The sequence below is a fragment of the Methylobacterium organophilum genome (assembly GCF_022179465.1).
Taxonomy (GTDB): Bacteria; Pseudomonadota; Alphaproteobacteria; order Rhizobiales; family Beijerinckiaceae; genus Methylobacterium; species Methylobacterium organophilum.
Genome location: NZ_BPQV01000005.1, coordinates 342,713 through 361,731, shown reverse-complemented (window position 1 = coordinate 361,731; position 19,019 = coordinate 342,713). Strand labels below are relative to the sequence as shown.

The 19,019-nt window shown below is 70.2% G+C and carries 18 protein-coding genes; 6 read left to right on the top strand and 12 right to left on the bottom strand.

Annotated features, from left to right (window positions below; all coding sequences use genetic code 11):
• Positions 1 to 184: 184 nt before the first annotated feature.
• From budC to MFF21_RS11230, 3 genes are all read right to left on the bottom strand, one after another.
• Positions 185 to 949 (bottom strand): meso-2,3-butanediol dehydrogenase, encoded by a 765-nt coding sequence (budC, locus tag MFF21_RS11240; RefSeq protein WP_238311228.1) that lies wholly within the window; start codon positions 947 to 949, stop codon positions 185 to 187.
• A gap of 410 nt (positions 950 to 1,359) precedes the next feature.
• Complete coding sequence (locus MFF21_RS11235) at positions 1,360 to 1,881, bottom strand: hypothetical protein (protein WP_238311227.1); 522 nt, start codon at positions 1,879 to 1,881, stop codon at positions 1,360 to 1,362.
• A 183-nt stretch (positions 1,882 to 2,064) separates the two neighbouring features.
• Positions 2,065 to 3,189: a GGDEF domain-containing protein gene (locus tag MFF21_RS11230; protein WP_238311226.1), complete on the bottom strand. Its 1,125-nt coding sequence runs from the start codon at positions 3,187 to 3,189 to the stop codon at positions 2,065 to 2,067.
• A gap of 249 nt (positions 3,190 to 3,438) precedes the next feature.
• Here MFF21_RS11230 and MFF21_RS11225 point away from each other — a divergent pair, with 249 nt between their 5' ends.
• Positions 3,439 to 4,695 (top strand): NupC/NupG family nucleoside CNT transporter, encoded by a 1,257-nt coding sequence (locus tag MFF21_RS11225; RefSeq protein WP_238311225.1) that lies wholly within the window; start codon positions 3,439 to 3,441, stop codon positions 4,693 to 4,695.
• A 27-nt stretch (positions 4,696 to 4,722) separates the two neighbouring features.
• On the opposite strand, the gene MFF21_RS11220 is transcribed toward MFF21_RS11225, so the two are convergent.
• From MFF21_RS11220 to MFF21_RS11210, 3 genes are read right to left on the bottom strand one after another with little or no spacing between them, the layout of a single operon-like run.
• Positions 4,723 to 6,489 (bottom strand): monovalent cation:proton antiporter-2 (CPA2) family protein, encoded by a 1,767-nt coding sequence (locus tag MFF21_RS11220; RefSeq protein WP_238311261.1) that lies wholly within the window; start codon positions 6,487 to 6,489, stop codon positions 4,723 to 4,725.
• A 45-nt stretch (positions 6,490 to 6,534) separates the two neighbouring features.
• Positions 6,535 to 7,473 (bottom strand): pirin family protein, encoded by a 939-nt coding sequence (locus MFF21_RS11215; RefSeq protein ID WP_238311224.1) that lies wholly within the window; start codon positions 7,471 to 7,473, stop codon positions 6,535 to 6,537.
• A 41-nt stretch (positions 7,474 to 7,514) separates the two neighbouring features.
• Positions 7,515 to 8,345, bottom strand: coding sequence for an alpha/beta fold hydrolase (locus tag MFF21_RS11210; protein WP_238311223.1), 831 nt, complete (start codon positions 8,343 to 8,345; stop codon positions 7,515 to 7,517).
• Positions 8,346 to 8,795: 450 nt separating this feature from the next.
• On the opposite strand from MFF21_RS11210, the gene MFF21_RS23985 reads away from it, so the two are divergent.
• The gene (locus tag MFF21_RS23985) at positions 8,796 to 8,921 is read left to right on the top strand and encodes a hypothetical protein (RefSeq protein WP_276518046.1); all 126 of its coding nucleotides are present in this window, start codon (positions 8,796 to 8,798) and stop codon (positions 8,919 to 8,921) included.
• A 69-nt stretch (positions 8,922 to 8,990) separates the two neighbouring features.
• Here the strand turns inward: MFF21_RS23985 and MFF21_RS11205 are convergent, their stop codons facing one another.
• From MFF21_RS11205 to MFF21_RS11195, 3 genes are all read right to left on the bottom strand, one after another.
• Positions 8,991 to 9,530, bottom strand: coding sequence for a DUF2478 domain-containing protein (locus MFF21_RS11205; protein ID WP_238311222.1), 540 nt, complete (start codon positions 9,528 to 9,530; stop codon positions 8,991 to 8,993).
• A gap of 73 nt (positions 9,531 to 9,603) precedes the next feature.
• A complete protein-coding gene (locus MFF21_RS11200; RefSeq protein ID WP_238311221.1) occupies positions 9,604 to 10,881 on the bottom strand; it encodes a DUF2325 domain-containing protein in 1,278 nt (425 codons plus the stop codon).
• Positions 10,882 to 11,055: 174 nt separating this feature from the next.
• Entirely contained in the window at positions 11,056 to 12,534 is a 1,479-nt protein-coding gene (locus MFF21_RS11195; protein WP_238311220.1) for a methyl-accepting chemotaxis protein, read from the bottom strand.
• 715 nt (positions 12,535 to 13,249) lie between these two features.
• On the opposite strand from MFF21_RS11195, the gene MFF21_RS11190 reads away from it, so the two are divergent.
• Together MFF21_RS11190 and MFF21_RS11185 are read left to right on the top strand one after the other, a co-directional pair.
• Positions 13,250 to 14,344, top strand: coding sequence for a PAS domain-containing protein (locus MFF21_RS11190; protein ID WP_238311219.1), 1,095 nt, complete (start codon positions 13,250 to 13,252; stop codon positions 14,342 to 14,344).
• Between the two features lie 856 nt (positions 14,345 to 15,200).
• Positions 15,201 to 15,938: a sulfite exporter TauE/SafE family protein gene (locus MFF21_RS11185; RefSeq protein WP_238311218.1), complete on the top strand. Its 738-nt coding sequence runs from the start codon at positions 15,201 to 15,203 to the stop codon at positions 15,936 to 15,938.
• 4 nt (positions 15,939 to 15,942) lie between these two features.
• Here MFF21_RS11185 and MFF21_RS11180 read toward each other — a convergent pair whose 3' ends face one another.
• Complete coding sequence (locus MFF21_RS11180; RefSeq protein ID WP_238311217.1) at positions 15,943 to 16,158, bottom strand: hypothetical protein; 216 nt, start codon at positions 16,156 to 16,158, stop codon at positions 15,943 to 15,945.
• Positions 16,159 to 16,482: 324 nt separating this feature from the next.
• Here MFF21_RS11180 and MFF21_RS11175 point away from each other — a divergent pair, with 324 nt between their 5' ends.
• Positions 16,483 to 16,818, top strand: coding sequence for a hypothetical protein (locus tag MFF21_RS11175; protein WP_238311216.1), 336 nt, complete (start codon positions 16,483 to 16,485; stop codon positions 16,816 to 16,818).
• 17 nt (positions 16,819 to 16,835) lie between these two features.
• Here MFF21_RS11175 and MFF21_RS11170 read toward each other — a convergent pair whose 3' ends face one another.
• Both MFF21_RS11170 and MFF21_RS11165 read right to left on the bottom strand, forming a co-directional pair.
• Positions 16,836 to 17,384 carry a PAS domain-containing protein gene (locus MFF21_RS11170; protein WP_238311215.1) on the bottom strand — a complete coding sequence of 183 codons (549 nt, stop codon included), beginning with the start codon at positions 17,382 to 17,384 and terminating at the stop codon, positions 16,836 to 16,838.
• A 116-nt stretch (positions 17,385 to 17,500) separates the two neighbouring features.
• Positions 17,501 to 17,746, bottom strand: a complete 246-nt coding sequence (locus MFF21_RS11165; protein WP_238311214.1) for a hypothetical protein — start codon at positions 17,744 to 17,746, stop codon at positions 17,501 to 17,503.
• A 208-nt stretch (positions 17,747 to 17,954) separates the two neighbouring features.
• On the opposite strand from MFF21_RS11165, the gene MFF21_RS11160 reads away from it, so the two are divergent.
• On the top strand, positions 17,955 to 19,013 hold the full coding sequence (locus MFF21_RS11160) for a class I SAM-dependent methyltransferase (protein ID WP_238311213.1): 1,059 nt from the start codon (positions 17,955 to 17,957) through the stop codon (positions 19,011 to 19,013).
• Positions 19,014 to 19,019: the final 6 nt, after the last annotated feature.

The following is a 19,019-nucleotide window of genomic DNA, read 5'->3' as shown; positions in this document are numbered from 1 at the left end:
TCGTCAGGCTCATAACCTGAAGGTCGCAGGTTCAAATCCTGCCCCCGCAACCAAACACAAACACACAAAACACACAAACAAAACAAAGCCCGCCTCAAAAAGGCGGGCGCAAACGCGTGCGCACAAGCCGCTGGGGGCTGCGCCTCGTCAAGCCTCCTGTCGCGCGAGGCGGGACCACGGTTCCTCAGGTCAGCCGGGGCTGGCCGTTCGAGGCCGAGAGGCCGCCATCCACCGGCAGGTTCACTCCGGTTACGAAATGGGCGTCCTCGCTCGCCAGGAAAGCGATGGCGCCGGAAATATCCTCGGGCTTGGCGCCCCGCCCCATGGGGATGCGCTCCTCGAACTTGGCGACGAGCTCCGGCTGCTCCTGCATGCCGGCGGTGAAGGGCGTGTAGACCAGGCTCGGGTTGACCGCGTTCACGCGCACCCCGTTCTCCGCCTCGTCCAGGGCCACCGCGCGGGTGAAGTTCGTCACCGCACCCTTGGCGGCGCAGTAGAAGCTGTGGTTCCAGTCGCCGCCGAGACCCGAGACGGACGAGACGTTCACGATGCAGCCGCGGCTCCTGCGCAGATGGGGCAGGGCAAAGCGCGTCATGTAGAAGACGCCGTAGAGATCGGTCTCGATCACGGTCGAGAAGTCGCCGATGTCGCCCGCATCGACCTTGCCGAGATGATCCTTGCCGGCATTGTTGATCAGCACGTCCAGCCGGCCGAACCGCTCGATGGCCGCCGCGATCACCTCCTCGCACTGATCCGCCTTCGACAGGTCTGCCGTCACCGTATGCAGGGCGGCGGCCTCGAGGCCGCCCGCGGCCGCGCGCAGGCCCTCTGCCTTCTGGTCGGCGAGGACGAGCCTCGCGCCCTCCGCTCCGAAGCGCCGCGCGGCCGCCTCGCCGATCCCGGACGCCGCCCCCGTGACGAGCACGACCTTGTTCGCGAAACGCTGCATGGATTCTCCTGTCGCGGCTTCCCGCACGCTACCGCCCCAACCAGGGGTAGCCGGCCCGGTTCCGCGTGGGGCGAACAGGCCGCAGGGGAACAGCTTTTCTGATTTATTGAACGGTTCGATCGAACGTATTCGGCTGTTTGGGAGGAGCGGGCGGGACCATGTTCCCTCCGTCCAGTGGCGGCCACAGCGACCCCCACCCCAACCCGAAATGGAGCTCCGATCATGTCCCGTATCCTCGCCGCCGGCACTGCCGCCCAGGCCCAGAGCTACACCGCCCCGGCTGGTCTCCCTGCCCAGACCACCCATGCGGTGAGCGGGCGCTGACGCCTCCTCTCCCGCCCTCCCCTTCGCGGCCCCTTCCCAGGGGCCGGCTTCGTCGTGTCCGGAGAGGGCGGAGGGATTCCGGGGGATCAGCCCCGCGAATCCTTGGTCGCCTGAGCCGCCTTGGTGGCCTGGGAGACGCTGCCGACCTTGGCGGGTGGTACCTGGGTCCGGCCGCGCTCGCTCTCGTTGGGCGTCATGCCCCCGTGCCCGGTGCGGCCGGGGGCGGGATGGTGGCGGCGCGCCGCCTTCCGGCTGCGCAACGCTCGGCGCGAGGCGTCCCTCAGGGCGTCCCGGGCGGCGATGGCGCGGCGGCGGGAGACCTCCGCATTGAGGCGCTTCAGGGCGGCTGCGAAGACGCCCTTGCGGCGGGCCGGCTTCTCGACCGTGCCGGGGAAGCTGCCGCCCCGCGTCTCCGCCTTGCCGCGAATGCTGCGGCGGAGATCCCGCGCCAGCGTCCGCTCTTTGGCGCGCAGGTCGCGGATGCGCCGCTGCGCGGTGGTGAGATCCGCATCCGACAGGTCGTGCAGCCGCGGATGGTGGGTCTGCGACAGGGTCTCGAACTCGTCCTGGGACACGAGTCCGCGCTCGGCTCTGATCGACAGCGACATGGGCGTCGGCCTCCTCTCGGCGTCGTCGCGACGGTTGAGGGAGGGAAACTAGATCGCCGGTCCGGGATGTCCCGGCGCGGACGGATCGGTGCCGTGCGGGGGAGCACCGCGCAGGAACGGGGCCAGATCCGCCTCATCCCGCGGAGCCGAGCCCGGCCGAAGGCCGCAGGGCCGGGGGCTCTCTCACGCCGGGATGCGCTGGGCGTCCCCGGTGCGATCGTCCGACCGCGTGGCGACCCCTCCGCCCTTCCGCTTGATCGCGTAAGAGGCCGCATCCGCATCGCGGAGCAGGTCGTCGAGATGGGCGGACAGGGACGGCACGCAGGACAATCCCAGGCTGACGCCGATGCGGACGCTCTCCCCGGCCACCGCATAGGGTTGGCTCAGGCTGTCGACGATGCGCCAAGCCAGCCCTTGCGCCTCGTCTGGATCCCGCACGGAGGGCTGGAGGACGACGAACTCGTCCCCGCCCGTTCTGGCCGCGAGTTCGGCCTCGCCGAGAAGGGCGCGCAGCCGCTGGCTGAGTGCCTGAAGCAGCGCGTCGCCGGCGGCGTGGCCGAAGCGGTCGTTGACGGGCTTGAAGCCGTCGAGGTCGAAGAAGTGGAGCGCGATCTTCGTGTCGCGCCCACGGGGAGCCTTGCGGAAGGCTTCGCGGAGCCCGAGACGGTTGGCGAGGCCGGTCAGGGGATCGCTGCGGGCCAGGGTCCCCATATCCAGCCGGAGCGTGATCTGCCGGACCGCGACGCGATAGGCGAACCGGACACCGTCGAGACCGCCGAGCAGGAAGACGCTGAACATCGTGGCGATGATGCCGTGCGGCGTGTCGCCGACCCGCGCCGCGGACACGATCGCGGGAAGGGCGGCCAGCAGGACCGCTGCGGTCGCGATGACGGGACGCACCGAGAGGCGGCTGACGACGCCGCTGCAGTAGCCGAACAGCAGGGCGGTCGCGAGCATCTGCATCGCCATGTCGGGATGCGTGAAGATTCGCGCGGCGATCGTGCCGACCGAACCCGCGACGCAGACGGTCGACAGGGCATGCCGCAGCTCCCATTGCCGCGCCTCCGGCATCGGGAGCGGTCCCTGGGCATTGCGCTGCCCGTGCAGGAACATCAGCACCAGCTTGCTGACCGAGGCCAGGGCGCCGATCACGGCGGCCGCGAACAGGATGGGATCGTCGAGCACCTGAGCGGTGAACAGGCCGACGCCCAGCAGGGTGAGGCCCATGATGCTGGTCGGCACGCGGGTCAGCGTCAGTTCGGCAACGAGGGCCCCATAAACCTCTTCCGATTCCCCGCGCGTCGACATTCGGCAGGCTTTCCCCCCGAGAACGAGGAAAGGGAAAGCACGGGTCGGTTAAAGTTCGATGGGATTCCGGGCCGAACGGCCGTCCCGGCCCCTCCGTCGCAGGATGCGCCCTGCCTGAGCCGATCGGCCCGGGCGCGGCCTGTCGGGCCGGTGTGGTCCCGGCGCCGCACCCCGCCTCCGATTCATGAGACCGCCTCCCCCTGGCCCGGAAGTTCCATCGCGCCTAGCTCCGGGCCTGTAAGCGAGACCATGACCGACCGCCTGCTCCATGCCGCCTGCAGCATCCTCGTCCTCCTCGCGATCGGCGTGCTGTTCTCGACGAACCGACGGGGTATCCGGCCGCGCGTGATCCTCGCCGCCCTGGCGCTGCAGGTCGGCCTCGGGGCCCTGGTTCTGTTCGTGCCCCTGGGGCGGGACGGCTTGAGCGCGGCGGCCGGCACGGTGCAGACGGTGCTCGCCTATGGCGATCGGGGCACCGCCTTCCTGTTCGGCGGCCTCGTCGAGCCGAAGATGTTCGAGCTGTTCGGCGGCAGCGGCTTCATCCTGGCCCTGCGGGTGCTGCCGCAGATCCTCTACGTCTCCGCGCTGATCGGCGTGCTCTACCATCTCGGCGTGATGCAGGCCCTGGCGCGCGGGCTCGGCGCCGTGCTGCGCCGGCTCGTCGGTACCTCGCCGATCGAGTCCTTCTCCGCCGTCATCACCATCGCCATCGGGCAGAGCGAGATCGCCGTGGCCCTGCGGCCGTTCCTCCCGCTCCTCACCGGGGCCGAGCTCTTCGCCGTGATGACGAGCGGGGCCGCCTCGACCGCGGGCTCGATCCTCGCCGGCTACGCGGCGCTCGGCGTGCCGATGACCTACCTGCTCGCGGCCTCCGTGATGGCGATCCCCGGCGGCCTCCTCTACGCCAAGATCCTGATGCCCTCGGCGGAGCCGACGCGGATCCTGACCACGAAGGTCACCTTCGGCGAGAGCCGGGCGGCGAATCTGATCGAGGCGGCCGCCGACGGCACCCAGAAGGGCCTCGCCGTGGCCGTCTCGGTCGGTGCCATGCTGATTGCCTTCGTCGGGCTGATCGCGCTGGCCAATGGCATCCTCGCCTCTCTCGGGAGCCATCTCGGCTACCCGCAGGCCTCGATCGAGGGCGCCCTCGGCCTGCTGCTCAGCCCGCTGGCGTGGCTCTTGGGCGTGCCCTGGGAGCAGGCGCTCCTGGTCGGCGGGGCGATCGGCCAGAAGATCGCCTTCAACGAATTCCTGGCCTATGCGAACCTGTCGCCGACGCTGCAATCGGGCGCGCTGGGCCCGCGCAGCACGGCGATCGTCTGCTTCGCGCTCTGCGGCTTCGCGAATTTCGCATCCATCGCGATCCAGCTCGCGAGCTTTTCGAGCCTCGTCCCGGAGCGGCGCGCCGAGGTGGCCCGCTACGGCTTGCGCGCCATCCTGGCCGGGACCCTCTCGAATCTCACCAGCGCGGCGATCGCCGGCCTGTTCATCGGGGGCACGGGCTGACCGCCATCCGCTCCCCGCACGAAGCCCCTACCCGGCCACGTGCGGGGCGAGGGCCGCATTGCCGCGGATCAGCGCGCGGCCGGCATAGATGCCGCCGACGGTCTCCAGCGCGAGGCGCTCGAGATCCCGGCGGCGTACCTCGGCCATGGCCTCGGCCGCGGAATCCGGCTCGTCGCCGATCGTCAGCAGCGCCTGCTCGCCGAAGGCGAGCGCCGATTCGAAGGTCTCCCGGATCTGGTAGGCGACGCCCGCGTGGATCAGCGCAATGGCGTGCTCGCGGTCCCGGGCGCGGGCGAGCACCGGCACCAGGGGGAATTCCGCCCTCGCCAGCTCGGCGATGCGCCGCGCGGCCTCCGCATCGTCGAGGCAGACCAGGATGGCGCGGGCCGTGCCGGCGCCGGCGGCCCGGAGGATGTCGAGGCGGGTGCCGTCGCCGTAATAGACCTTGAAGCCGAAGCCCTCGGCGAGGCGGATGTTCTCGGCGCTGGTGTCGATGATCGAGACCGAGCAGCCGCGGGAGATCAGCGGCTGGCTGACGATCTGCCCGAACCGGCCGAAGCCGACGATCAGGGCGCTGCCGGCGAGGTTCTCCGGCACCTCCAGGCCGTCCGTCGTGACGGCGGGCTTCGGGCCGAGGCGGTCGAAGGCGATCACCATCAGGGGCGTCACCGCCATGGACAGGATCACGGTCGCGGTCAGGACGGCGTTGGTCGGCCCGTCGATGAGGCCGGCGCCCGTGGCCGCCGCGTAGAGCACGAAGGCGAATTCGCCGCCCTGGGCCATCAGGGCCGCCCGCTCCAGGGCCTCCGGATGCGAGGCCCGGAGCACCCGGGCCACGGCGTAGATGACGAGGCTCTTGGCGACCATGTAGGCGGCCACGCCCGTGAGGATCAGCGCCCAGCTCGCGGCGATCACCGTGAGGTCGAGGGACATCCCGACGCCGAGGAAGAACAGGCCGAGCAGGATGCCGCGGAACGGCTCGATATCGGCTTCCAGCTGGTGTCGGAAGCTCGATTCCGAGAGCAGCACCCCCGCCAGGAAGGCGCCCATCGCCATGGAGAGGCCGCCGAGCTGCATGGCGAGCGCCGCGCCCAGCACCACGAGCAGGGCCGCCGCGGTCATCACCTCCCGCGCCTTGGCCGCTGCCAGCAGGCGGAACAGCGGGTTGAGCAGCCAGCGTCCCGCGGCCACGAGGGCGAGGACCGAGCCGAGGGCGATCCCGATGGCGATGATCCGGGCGAGCCCGCCGGTCTCGGCCCCGCCCGGCGCCATCAGGGCGACGACGGCCAGAAGCGGCACGATGGCGAGGTCCTCCAGCAGCAGGATCGCGACGATGCGCTGGCCCTTCGGCTTCGAGAGCGCGCCCCGTTCGTCGAGGAGCTGCATCACGATCGCCGTCGAGGTCAGGACGAAGCCGGTGCCGGCCACGAAGGCGATTGGCGCCGAGAAGCCCAGGGCGAGGCCGACGAGGGTGAGCGCCGCGATGCAGGCCCCGACCTGGGCGAGGCCCAGGCCGAAGATGTCCCGCCGCATGGCCCAGAGCCGGGAGGGCTCCATCTCCAGCCCGATGATGAACAGGAACATCACCACGCCGAGCTCGGCGATGTGCAGGATGGCATGGGCGTCGCTGAACAGGCCGAGGCCGAAGGGGCCGATGGCGAGGCCCGCCACGAGATAGCCGAGCACCGAACCGAGTCCCGCCCGCTTGAACAGCGGCACGGCCACGACGCCCGCGGCGAGCAGCGCCACCACCTGGACGAGCTCCCCCGTCACCCCGGATCCTTCGACAGCCATGGCGTTCACGCGACCTTTCCTGCGGGTTTCATGGGGTCCGGGGCTTCACGGATAGCGGACGGGCGGCGGGTCCTCGGGGAGCGGGATGAACTCGCTCTCGCCGGGCACGGTGTCGAAGCGAGCCCGGCGCCAATCCTCCTTGGCCTGCGCGATCCGCTCCGGCCGCGAGGAGACGAAGTTCCACCAGAGGTGGCGCGGCCCGTCCATCGGTTCGCCGCCCAGCACCATGAAGCGGGCAGCCTCGGTCGCGCGCACGCTGATGCGGTCGCCCGGCCGGAACACGAGGAGCTGCCCCGGGCCGAAGCCGTCGCCGGCGATCTCGATCGCCCCCGAGACCGTGTAGATCGCCCGCTCGTCGTAATCCGGGTCGAGGGGCAGCACGGCGCCGGCCTCCAGGGCCACGTCGGCATAGACCATCGGGCTCGATGTGCGCACCGGTGAGTGGGCGCCGAAGGCCTCGCCGGCGATCAGGCGCACGCTCTTGCCCTCGCCGGAAAGCACGGGCAGCGCGTCCGCGTCGTAATGCTCGAAGGCCGGGGCCGTCTCTTCGTCCTTCGCCGAGAGGGCAACCCAGCTCTGGATGCCGAACAGGCTCGATCCGGTCTTGCGCAGGTCCGCGCCGGTGCGCTCGGAATGGGCGATGCCGCGCCCGGCGGTCATCCAGTTCAGCTCGCCCGGCCGGATCGGCAACGCCGTGCCGAGACTGTCCCGGTGCATGATCTCGCCCGCGAACAGGTAGGTGACCGTCGAGAGCCCGATATGCGGATGGGGCCGCACGTCCATGCCCTGGCCGAGCAGGAACTCGGACGGTCCCATCTGGTCGAAGAAGACGAAGGGGCCGACCATCCGGCATTCCGTCGAGGGCAGCGCCCGCCTGACGGCGAACGAGCCGAGATCCCGCGAGCGCGGGATGATCAGGGTCCGGATCGCGTCGCAGGAGAAGTGATCTCCCGGGACCGGATCCTCCGCACCGTGCCAGCTCATGGGTGGTCCTCCCGTGTGGTCGAAAGCGGAGAAGGCGGGCCTCAGCTCCGGATGAAGGCGAGGAGGTCCCGGTTGATGACGTCCGGATGGGTGGTGCACATCCCGTGGGGCAGGCCCTCGTAGGTCTTGAGGGTGCCGTGCTTCAGCAGGGGATGAGCGAGCAGGGCGGAATCGGCGATCGGCACGATCTGGTCGTCGGTGCCGTGCAGGACGAGGACCGGCACGTCGATCGCCTTCAGGTCCTCGGTGAAATCCGTCTCCGAGAAGGCCTTGATGCAGTCGTACTGCGCCTTGGCCCCGCCCATCATGCCCTGGCGCCACCAATTGTCGACGATCCCGTCCGAGACCTGCGCGCCCTCGCGGTTGAAGCCGTAGAAGGGGCCGGCGGGCACGTCGCGGTAGAACTGCGCCCGGTTGCCGGCGAGCGCCGCCCGGAAGCCGTCGAAGACCTCGATCGGCAGGCCGCCGGGATTGCGGTCGGACTTTACCATCACCGGCGGCACGGCGCCGATCAGCACGGCTTTGGCGACCCGGCCCGGCTCGGCGCGGGCGACGTAGCGGGCGACCTCGCCGCCGCCGGTCGAGTGGCCGACATGGATCGCGTCCCGCAGGTCGAGGGCGGCGGCAAGCGCGACGACGTCGGCCGCGTAGGTGTCCATCTCGTTGCCGGTGGCCGTCTGGCTGGAGCGGCCGTGGCCGCGACGATCATGGGCGATCACGCGGTAGCCCTCGCCGAGGAAGAACAGCATCTGGCTGTCCCAATCGTCGGCGCTCAGGGGCCAGCCGTGATGAAAGACGATCGCCTGCGCCGTGCGGGGACCCCAATCCTTGTAGAAGATTTCGGTGCCGTCCTTCGTCGTGAGCGTGGGCATGGTGAACCTCCTGAGGATGGTCGGGCCGCCGGATCCTTCCGTCGGGGACGCCGCCGCCTTCGACGTCAGGAGAGTGCCCCGGGTAAGAGTGCTCGAAAACAGAAACGATCGAAACGTATCGTTTCCAGTTTTAGTCTGATCGCGAAGCGGCCTCCGCCGGGCGATTCCCCTTCTGAAGCGCTGGCGCAACCAGAAGATGAATATGCGGTGCAGACAAGTCTCAAGCGAGCGAAGGCATAGGAGCGCGCGAGATTTCGTCGGTGCCCGTCCGTCGAAATCCTTGCGGATCACCCCGCTCCGACCGTAGCGATGAAGGCGGGCTTTTCTGATTTATTGAACGGTTCGATCGAACGTATTCGGCTGTTTGGGAGGAGCGGGCGGGGCCATGTTCCCTCCATCCGGTGGCGGCCACAGCGACCCCCACCCCAACCCGAAGATGGAGCTCCGATCATGTCCCGTATCCTCGCCGCCGCCCTCGCCCTCTCCCTCGTCGCCGGCACTGCCGCCCAGGCCCAGAGCTACACCGCTCCGGCCGGTCTCCCCGCCCAGACCACCCATGCGGTGAGCGGGCGCTGACGCCTCCGCCCCTCCCCCAGGGGCCGGCTTCGTCGTGTCCGGAGAGGGCGGAGGGGGTGCCCGGCGGCGTTACGGCGCCGGGGGTGTGTCTTGTTCCGCCGTTTCCAGCGCGGCGCGCCAGGCCTCGATCGCCGCCTCGCTCGGGCCGGCGACGGCGGAGAGGGGATCGGAGAACAGCCGCCATGCCTCGGCGAAGATCGGCGCCACGGCGGTGAGGATCGGCCGCTCCGCCGCGATTGCCGCCGCGAAGGCGGCGACGAGCCCGCTGCGGGCGGCCTCCAGCTTGCCGAACTTGCTGAGCACCACGAGATCGCAGCCGGCGAGAATCTGGCGCTGCACGCTTTGGCAGGCGGCGACGATGCCGGAGCCGCACAGCTTGCAGGCGTCGGAGCCCGGCCCCAGCTCCCGATAGATGTCGTAGCGCGCGCCGGTGGCGAGGTCCTCGAGCCGGTGCCGCGCCCCCTCCGGATCAGGTCTCTCGACGATGCCGGCCACGCGCAGGCCCGCCCCCTGCCAGCGCCGGGCGCTCGCCAGGAGAAGCGCCTGGATGGCGTCGTTCGGCGCCCCCTGGAGAGCCAGGATCGGCCGTCTGAGGATCGGCAGGCTCATGCCGCGCGCCGGATCGTGAAGCGAAACCAGATCCTCCCTACGGCAACCGGGCCCTCTCGGGGAAGCGGCGGTCTCAGGCACGGCCGGGCAGCGGCTCCGCCGTGACCGCGTGGAGGAAGCTCGCGAGGCTGGCGCTGCGCACGGGCCGGAAGGGCGTGCCGCCGGCCTCGCAGCAGCGCTTGACCAGCCCGGTCGCCTCGTGGCTGACGCACTCGACCGGAAAGAGCACGAGGTCGCTCTGGCTCACCAGGCCCGGCAGCAGGCTCATGCTGTCCTCGAGGCCCCCGTCATGGCTGAGCAGCGTACCGTCGCGGGCCTCGACGAACCGGCGCAGGCGCGCGACTTGCCGCGGCCGTCCGCCGACATAGAGCAGCCGGCGCCCGGCGAGCCGGGCTTCCCCCGGTTCCGGCGCCTGCGCCGTAGCCTCCTCCCCGCCGAGCAGGCCCTCCAGGGCGGCGAGCTCCGCTTCGAGGGCGCCGCGCCGCGCGAGCTCGGTCTCGAGCGCGCCGCTAAGCTGCGCCGAGGCCCGCATCAGAACGGCGAGCTTCTCCTCCAGGGCCTCCGCGTGGGCGCATTCCCGGGCGAGCCGCGCTTCGAGGGCGTCCAGCGCCGCGCGCATCGCCGTGTCCGGCTTCGCGGGGGAGGCCTGGGCGACGGCCCGGGTGGCGAGGCTTTCGCGCCGGCGGGCTTCGAGGTCGTCGCGCTCCCCCGTCAGCGCGCGGATCCGGGTCTCCTGCGCCGCGATCCGCTCCTCGCGCTCGGCGAGGTCGCCCTCGAGCTGGCGCAGCCGCCGGATGTCGGCGCGGTTCGACTGGCCGACGAGGTGCGAGAGCATGTGCACCTCGCCGAAGATGTCCTGGACGAGGGGCCAGTCGGTGGCGGGATGGGTGATCGCCGCCCAATAGGCCCCCGGGATCTCGCCGCGCTCCAGCGATGCGCGCCAGAGCGCGCGCACGGCCTCGGCGCTCTCCGCCCTGTCGAAGCGCCGGATCTCCCGTTCGTGGCGCCGGTCGAGCATCTTCTGGAGCAGCCGGCCTCCCCCGTCCCGGCGCCGGGCCAGATGCACGACCTCCCCGTGCAACCGATGCTCGCGCATGCTGCGCGCCTCCGCGACGCCGAGCTTGGCGAGCAGCGAGCGGGCGTCCGCCGTCGAGAGACAGGTGCCGACGATCGAGCAATGCAGCGTCTCGGACAGCTCCCAGATCCGCTCGCGCCGACGCTCCGGGGGCGCGCCGATCTCCGCTGGGGCGACGACCTCTGGGGATGCGGAGACGGGCGCGAAGGCCGGCCGGACGCCCTTCGCCTGCAGGGCGCGCAGGGCAGGTCCATCGAGATGAGAGCCGTAGGCCACGCGCGTCCCCATCGGTATGGCTGTATCTAATAAGATATAGCGAGACTGGCGCAAAACACGGCTTTTGACCAGGGGCTTTGGGAGGGCTTTCGCGCCCCGGCTCTATTCAGGCGGATTGAGCGCGGACCGGAGGACGAGGGGAGTCTCCCTCGCCCTCCGGTCCCGGGACGGCCCTCAGGCCGCCATGCTGCGGGAGGCTTCGCGGACCTGCTGGGTCGAGCGGTCGACCTCCTGGGTCGCCGCGGCGATCGCCCCGACGCTCTGGCTGATCTCGGTCACCGCGGTCGTCATCGCCTGCATGTTGGCCGACATCTCGTGGGCGACGGCCGATTGCTGCTCGATGGAGGCGGAGATCGCCGAGGAGATCTCGTTGACCTGCGCGATCGTCTGGCCGATCCCGGAGATGGCGGCGGCGGCCTCGTTGGCCGCGCCCTGGGTCTCGTTGATCTGGGTGCTGATGCTCTCGGTCGCCTTGGCGGTCTGGGCGGCGAGGCTCTTCACCTCGGCGGCGACCACGGCGAAGCCCTTCCCCGCTTCCCCGGCCCGGGCTGCCTCGATGGTGGCGTTGAGGGCGAGGAGGTTGGTCTGGGCGGCGATCTTGTCGATCAGCTCGACCACCTCGCCGATGCGCTGCGCGGCCGCCGCGAGGCCGGCCACGACGGTGGAGGTGGCATTCGCCTGCGCCACGGCCTGGCCGGTGACCTGCAGCGCACGGGAGACCTGCTGGCTGATCTCGCCGACGGACGCGGCGAGTTCCTCCGCGCCGGAGGCGACACTCTGGGTGTTGCCCGAGGCTTGCTGCGAGGCGCTCGCGGCGCTCACGGCCTGCTGCGAAGCCTGCGACACGGCGTTGGCGATGCCGTCGAGGTCGCGGTCGATCCCGCGCTGAAGCTCGGCCCGCCGCATCCGGTCGACCACGGCCGCCGTGACGTCGGTGGCGAACTTGACGACCTTCACGAGCCGGCCTGCCGCATCCATCACCGGATTGTAGGTGGCCTGGATCCAGACCGGCCGGCCGCCCTTGGCGATGCGCTTGTACTCCGCCTGCTGGAACGTGCCCTGGCGGAGCGCCGCCCAGAACCGCCGATAGGCCTCGCCCTCCCGCTCGGCCGGATCGACGAACAGGCTGTGGTGCTTGCCCTGGACCTCGGCGAGGGCATAGTCGACCACGGCGAGGAAATTGGTGTTGGCGGTGATGACCGTGCCGTCGAGATTGAACTCGATGATGCCCTGCGAGCGGTCCAGCGCCTGGATCTTGCCCTCGAAATCGGCGTTGCGCAGCTTCTGGGTGGTGATGTCGGTGGCGCATTTGAACACGCCGTAGGGCTTGCCGTTGCGGCCGATCAGCGGGTTGTAGGAGCCCTGGATCCAGACCTCGCGGCCGCCCTTGGCGATGCGCCTGTACTCCGCCTGCTGGAACTCGCCCCGGCGCAGGGCCGCCCAGAACTGGCGGTAGCCCTCGCTGTCCCGCTCGGCCGGATCGACGAACAGGCTGTGGTGCTGTCCCTGGATCTCCTCCAGACGGTAGCCCAGGGCTGCCAGGAAATTGGCGTTGGCGGTGACGACCTTCCCGTCGAGGTCGAACTCGATCAGTGCCTGCGACGCGTCGATGGCCTTCAGCTTGGACGTGGCAGCATGGTTGCTCAACAACATCGGCAATCCCCTTCTGGATGTATTTTGCACCAGTGGCCAAGAGGATAGCCGGGACGAGGCTGCCAAGAATTGAAGCCGCCCACGACGCGGCGACGTGCACGCTCAATTTTCTTGGTAGATTTTATACCATTTTTACCAACGTGCCCGTGGCAGCGGGCTGGATACCGAGATTCCGGTCATTTCGGCAAGCAGATCGTGCGCAACCATGGCGGTTAGCCAGCATTGCGCATCCTCGAATGGTGGGATGCTAACCGCCGGATGCCCCGGTGACCGAGTGAGGTCATGATTCAGCTTGCTACCTTCTCATAAAATTTCGCGGATGGCGAGCTAATACTTTTGATGAATTGGTGTGCCATGCTTGCGAATTGCGCGGCTGCCCGATACAAAAAACCGCGCAGGGCTATGATTTTTTCAGTTCCTGATTGTGAACTTGTCGACAAAGTCGCTTGCAATTGAGCAAACGGACGCCTGCGCGAGGCCGGTCATTGTCTTTCATTGCTCGTGACATCGATTGATGCAAAATAAAATAGTTTTCGAGATGGGGGCATTCCATGTTATTCCTGGCCTGGGTCGGGAAAGGCCGGGGCAAGGTGCGAATCACTGGAGGGCGCCCTGAGGCCACTCCTTGCCGTGCTGGCAGACTTTTCCGAGCCCTCGATCATTTCGAGGCATGGACCCCGTCCCCTCGGAGTCTCTGTCATCGAGGCGGGTTCCCATGCCGACACGATCATTGCTGCGGGCGGCGCCGAGGGAGCAGGGTGCATCGCTGCGCGGCCTCTCCTCCCGCCATTTCCTGAAGCTCATCGAGGATACCGGCGAGGTCGGCTTCTGGTCGGCCGATCTGAGCGGTGAGCGGTTCGAGGCGTCGGTCGGTCTCTCTCGTATCCTGGGCCTCGACCCCACCGTCGTGGTCACCTTCGATATGTGGCTCGACATGATCCATCCCGAGGATCAGGCGGCCCATGGCGACCAGATCGAGGTGCTCCGCTCGGGGCAGCCCATCGCCCGGGAGTTTCGTGTCATCCGACCGGACCGGACGCAGCGCTGGCTGCTGCATCGGGCCGAGGTGATCCTGGGGCCGGACGGCCAGCCGAGCCACGGCATGGGCGTGGTCTTCGACGTGACCCTACGCCACGACACCCTGAAGGCCATTCGGCAGCATCATGACCGCATGAACGCCCTGATTACGGCCAGGATGGCGGCGTTCTGGGTCATCAAGCCCAACGGCGCTCCCAGCGAGATGCTGCAATGGATGGCCCTGACGGGCCAGACCCGCGCGGAGACGGAGGGGCACGGCTGGTTGAACGCGATCCATCCCGATGATCGGGCCCGGACACAGGCGGCCTGGGCGGCGGCGGTCGCGGAGACGACCCCCTACAACGCGGATTACCGCATTCGCTGCGCGGACGGGGTCTATCGCTGGTTCAACGCCCGCGGCGCGCCGGTGCTCAACAAGGATGGGTCGGTGCGGGAATGGGTCGGCGTCTGCCTCGGCGTCCCAGGCCGCGGCCGGCTGGGCTCGGAGGCGTCCTCCCCTTCCCCGGTGGTCTCGGCTTCCCCGGACGAGGCCTCAGGACAGCTCCTCACCCCCGCACAGATAAGGGCGGCTCGGGGCATGGCCTGCCTCTCGAAGGAGGAGCTGGCCCGGCGCGCGAACGTCTCGGTCTCGACGATCGTCCGGCTGGAGGATGGCGAGTCGCCCGTGCGCCCGCGGGCGGACACGCTTCTCGCCGTACGCCGGGCTCTCGAGGAGTCGGGGATCGAATTCCTGTTCGACGCTTCCGGCAAGCCCGGCTTGCGCGAGGTGTGATCCCGCTTCCGCGGGCGTGTGCTAGACAAGGAAAAGGCCCGCCGGGGGTCAAGCCGGCAGGCCTTTGCAGGGTCCACGCAGGTCAGTGCCGCGGGAGCCGCACGGTCAAGGAGAGGACCGGGGCTCGACCAGCCGACGAAACGAGCTGCCTCATCCCTGCCGGTCGTAGTCGGGCGGCGTGTCCTGATCCGGGGCGGCAGTACGCGAGGGGGAGCGGCTGGGGCCGTGATGCATCATGGCTGACCTCCTTTCGCAAGGCGACGCGCCGGGCGTCGAGGAGGTCAGGCTAGGACCGTTCGCGGGGATCTCGCAAGCCCCTTTTCGCGTCGGCTAACCGTTCTGAACGGTGTTGTCCGGTCCCGCAGCCCGGCGGGGCGTCGTCCTCCGCGGCCCCTGTCGTGGGAGGAGGGCCGGGCGCACGCCAATCTGCCGCACGGCACGGGGCACGTCCTGCGCCTGTTGTTCCTGTGAAGCACGCTGCGACGAAGCAGGATGCGACGCGGAGAGGCTGCCGTGGCTCTCGCCCTCATCATCATGGCGGTCGGTGCCCTGGGCGGCATCGCCATCACTGTGGCCGCTCTGCCAGGGGCCGACCGATTCTTGCGCTGGTAGGGCGGCGCGAGGAAACCCGGCGGCCTCTCGCGGGTTGGTGCGCCGAAAGATCGCGCACAAGGTGTCTCCCCATGGCCGGACTGGTGATGCTCGCGGGGCTTGTCGGAGCGGCCGGCACGATGGTGTGCCTGATGCCCGGCCTCGATTCCTTCTTCGAGTGGTGACGGATCGGCCCCGGCCCGCCGGGGAGGTCTCATAGCGGCGGACGCGGCGGCGCTGCGGTCGATGCGCTACAGGAGGCGGCATGGGCCTCCTCCTCATCCTTCTCATCGGGCTCGCCGCCGGCCTCGTCAGCGGCATCATCGGCACGGGGTCCTCGATCATCCTCGTGCCCGTCCTCGCCTCGGTCTACGGGCCGAAGGAAGCCGTGCCGATCATGGCCGTCGCCTCGGTCATGGCCAATGTCGCACGCATCCTCGCCTGGTGGCGGGCGGTGGAGTGGCGGGCCGTCGCGGCCTATGCGGCCACGGGCGCGCCCGCCGCGGCCCTGGGGGCGCGGACGATGCTCGTCCTCCCGCCCCGCGCGGTCGACACCGCCATCGGCGCCTTCCTCCTGCTGATGATCCCCGCCCGGCACTGGCTGGCGGCCCGCCTCCTGAGGCTCACCCTCTGGCACCTCGCCGGGGCGGGGGCGCTGATCGGCTTCCTGACCGGCATCGTCGCCTCGACGGGGCCCGCCTCGGTCCCCGTCTTCCTCGGCTACGGGCTGACCAAGGGACCCTTCATCGGCACCGAGGCCGCGGGCTCGCTCGCCGTCTATGCGAGCAAGGCGCTGACCTTCCGGGATGCGGGCGCCCTGCCCTCCGCGAGCCTGATGCGCGGCCTGGCGGTGGGCGCCTCGCTGATGGGAGGGGCCTTTCTGGCCAGGCCCTTCGTGCTGCGCCTCGCGCCCGAGACCTTCCGCTTCGTGATGGACGGCCTGCTGCTGCTCTCCGGGGCGAGCCTTCTCTGGGGCGGCCTCGTCCGGCCCGCCCTGCCGTGAGCGCTCAGACCTCCGCCGGGCAGGGCTGCTCGTCCCGCTCCGCGGGCTCGTAGCCGCACCAGAGGCACTGGCCGAGATCCGCCATGCGCTCCCCGTTCCGCTGCGAGCAGAGCGGGCAGACCACGAGCTTGAGCTTCGTCGGCGACCGGAAGGCCAGCCCGCGGCCCAGGAAGGTCACCTTGCGGGTGGCGTTCTCGGGGGGCTGTCGGTCGCGGCTCATCGGATCCTCGGTCGGGCGGCGGGGGCCGCGCTCAAGCGGCGATTCAACGGCCGAGCCGCAGGGAGGTTTCCTCGGACCGGGGCGGCGGCCTCCCGGCCCGCCGGCCCTGCGTAATGAGGCGCGGGCGGTCGATTTGGCTTCGTCGGGCTTCGAGGCGTCGGAAGCCGGGGCTTCGAAGCCGGATCTCCCCGGCTTCGGGGCGTCCGGCCGGGGGAGCCTGTCCGTCTCCGAAGCCGGCCCCCGCCCCGTCCGGATCCAGCCGCAGAGCGGAAACAATCGGCGCGTAGGAATGCGGCCTCCGCGTACACAACCGGGTGGAATCCGATGAAACGTCTCGTTGCCGCCGGCCTCGTCACCCTCCTCGGCCTGTCCGCGGCCGTGGCCGAGCCGCAGCCGCCCGGCCCGCCCGGCGGCCCGCCTCCCGGACCCGCCGAGGGCGCCCGCCCCGAAGGCCCGCGCCGCGGCCCGCCCGAGGGCGAGCGCGACGGCGGTTTTCGCCCCCCTCCCCCGCCGCCGCGGATGCCCGAGACGAAGGGCGCCCATCTCCGCTTCCACCGGGGCGAGACCGGCCTCGACTTCAAATGCGCCGCCGAGGATTCCACGAAGGCCTGCGTCGACGCCCTGATGCCGCTGGTCGACAAGCTGCTCCAGCCCCGCTGAGGCGGGAGGGGCCGGGCTCAGTGCGGCTGCGTTCCGAACCGGAAGCGCTGGAGCCCGGCCAGGCTGTGGCCGACCTCGGCGAGGGCGAAGACCAGGGAGACGGGCTTGCGCTCCAGGGTCACCGCCGGGTGGAGCGCGTTGAAGGTCAGGAGCTGCCCGGCCAGCTGCTCGAGATCGTTGCCGTAGCTCTGGTCGGCATAGAGCGGGGCCAGGAAGCGCCCGATCCGGCCGCCGGCCACGGGCGGCTCCTCCCGCGCGGCGGAGACGGTGCCGACGGAGCCGATGAAGCCCTGGAAGACGTCGTCGTGCAGGCGGCGGGCGGGCACGCCGCCCCCCACCACCCAGACGGGGGTCCCGTCGGGCCGCAGGACGCGGTAGCGCACGGAGAACTCGCTCTGCGCCGCGATCGCCGTGGCGACGACCGAGCGCGTGAGCGCCCGGTCCTCCGGGTGGACGGCCTCGGCCCAGCCGAAATCCGCGGCCCGGGCGAGGGATTGCCCGGTGAGCCTTTCCCAGTCTTCGCTCAGATAGGTGAGGCACCCGGCGGAATTTGTAGAGAAGATCATGGTTCCCGAACGCGGCCGATCCCTCGGGTAGGCCACCGCCCCGGAGAATTTTCAAGCTGTCCGACTGAGCATCGCCGGCTCAGTCTGCGCGAAAACGCGACTCTGATCCGCGCCGTCTACGGCGTGCCGCGCCGGATTTCGGCGAGCACGTCCCGTTTCACGTCCCGCAGGTAGCGGATGAGGCGCCGCCGCATGCCGGGATCGCGGGTGAGGACCCAGATGCGGGATCCCAGCAGGCCGGGTCCGAGGCTGCGCAGCAGATCCTCGGCTGGTCCGGCGACCTCCCGCTCGGATGTGCCCACCATCCGGCGCAGGTCGCGCGGGGTGGCCACGACGATGGCTACCTCGGCAGGCCCGCTCATTCCGACAGGGTAAGCGGCCGGGCGCGCCGGCGAAAGTGGTAAAAAGTCTTACGCTTTGCGGGCCGAGCGGTGCGCGCGGCCATCGCTTGCCACTCGCGAGCCGCAGGGCCATTAGGGTACCGAGGGTTGCATGGGGCGCCTGTCGGGCCGCCAGACGCCATCGGGTCCGAAGGGCCGGGCGCCGGTCACAGGAAGGAAAAGGGCGAGCATGGCGGTCAACCGAGCCATCCCGGGCCAGCTGCGCGACGAGGAGATGCAGGCCATCGAGCTTCTGGCGCGGCTGGTGCCGAAGGGGGGCCAGATCGTGGAGGTCGGCTCCCTGCTGGGGCTGTCGAGCTGGATCTGGGCCAAGAACGCGGCCGAGGGGGTCACGGTCCATTGCCTGGACCCCTGGGAGCTGGCCGGGGGCGGCAATTTCCAGAAGCTCGCCTCCAGCCACCGCCAGACCTTCACCCGGGACCAGTTCCTCCGGAACGTCGCCGATTGCGACAACATCCAGGCGCATCGGGGCTTCAGCCCGCAGGATTTCCAGGACTGGGCGCAGCCCGTCGACCTGTATTTCGAGGACGCGGTCCATACCGATCCGATCCTCGCCCAGAACCTCGCCTTCTGGAGCGGCCGGCTGGCGCCCGCGGGCATCGTCTCCGGGCACGACTACGTCGAGAAGTTCGCGGATGTGCGGCGGGGCGCCCGGGCGCTCGCCCGCTCCCTGGGGCGCCGGCTGCAGGTCATCGGCAGCCTCTGGTTCGCCCTGCCGGCCGAGGCGGCGTACCGGGAGGCGGCGGAGCGCCGGGCGATCGTGGAGGCCCTGGACGCCCTCGCGGCGCGCCACCGGCCGGGCGCCCTGATCATGAAGGACGAGATCGAGGAGGCCGTCGCCCTGATCGGCGCCCAGGGGCCGATGGCGGGCGACATCGAGATCGCCGCGCGGGGGAGCGCCCCCGAGGGCGGCGGCACGGCCCCGGCCGCGCGGGGCGTGTTCACGAACCGGTCGGCGGAGGCCATCCCCTGCCGGATCAACGAGACCGTCTATGCCGAGATCGGCTACGAGATCTACGAAGGCGGCGTGAAGGCCGGCACGGGCCGGATCCCGGTGGACGGCGACAGCATCCTCCCCGGCCAGGCGATCCCCTTCGAGATCCCCCTCGACCCGCTTCCCCCCAAGGATGCCCAGCTCAAGATCGGGCTGCTCTACCGCCATGCCATGTGGCTGGACCGGAAGGGGATTGCATCAAAGATCGTGAAGATTTCCGACATGACTGAATGAGGGTCG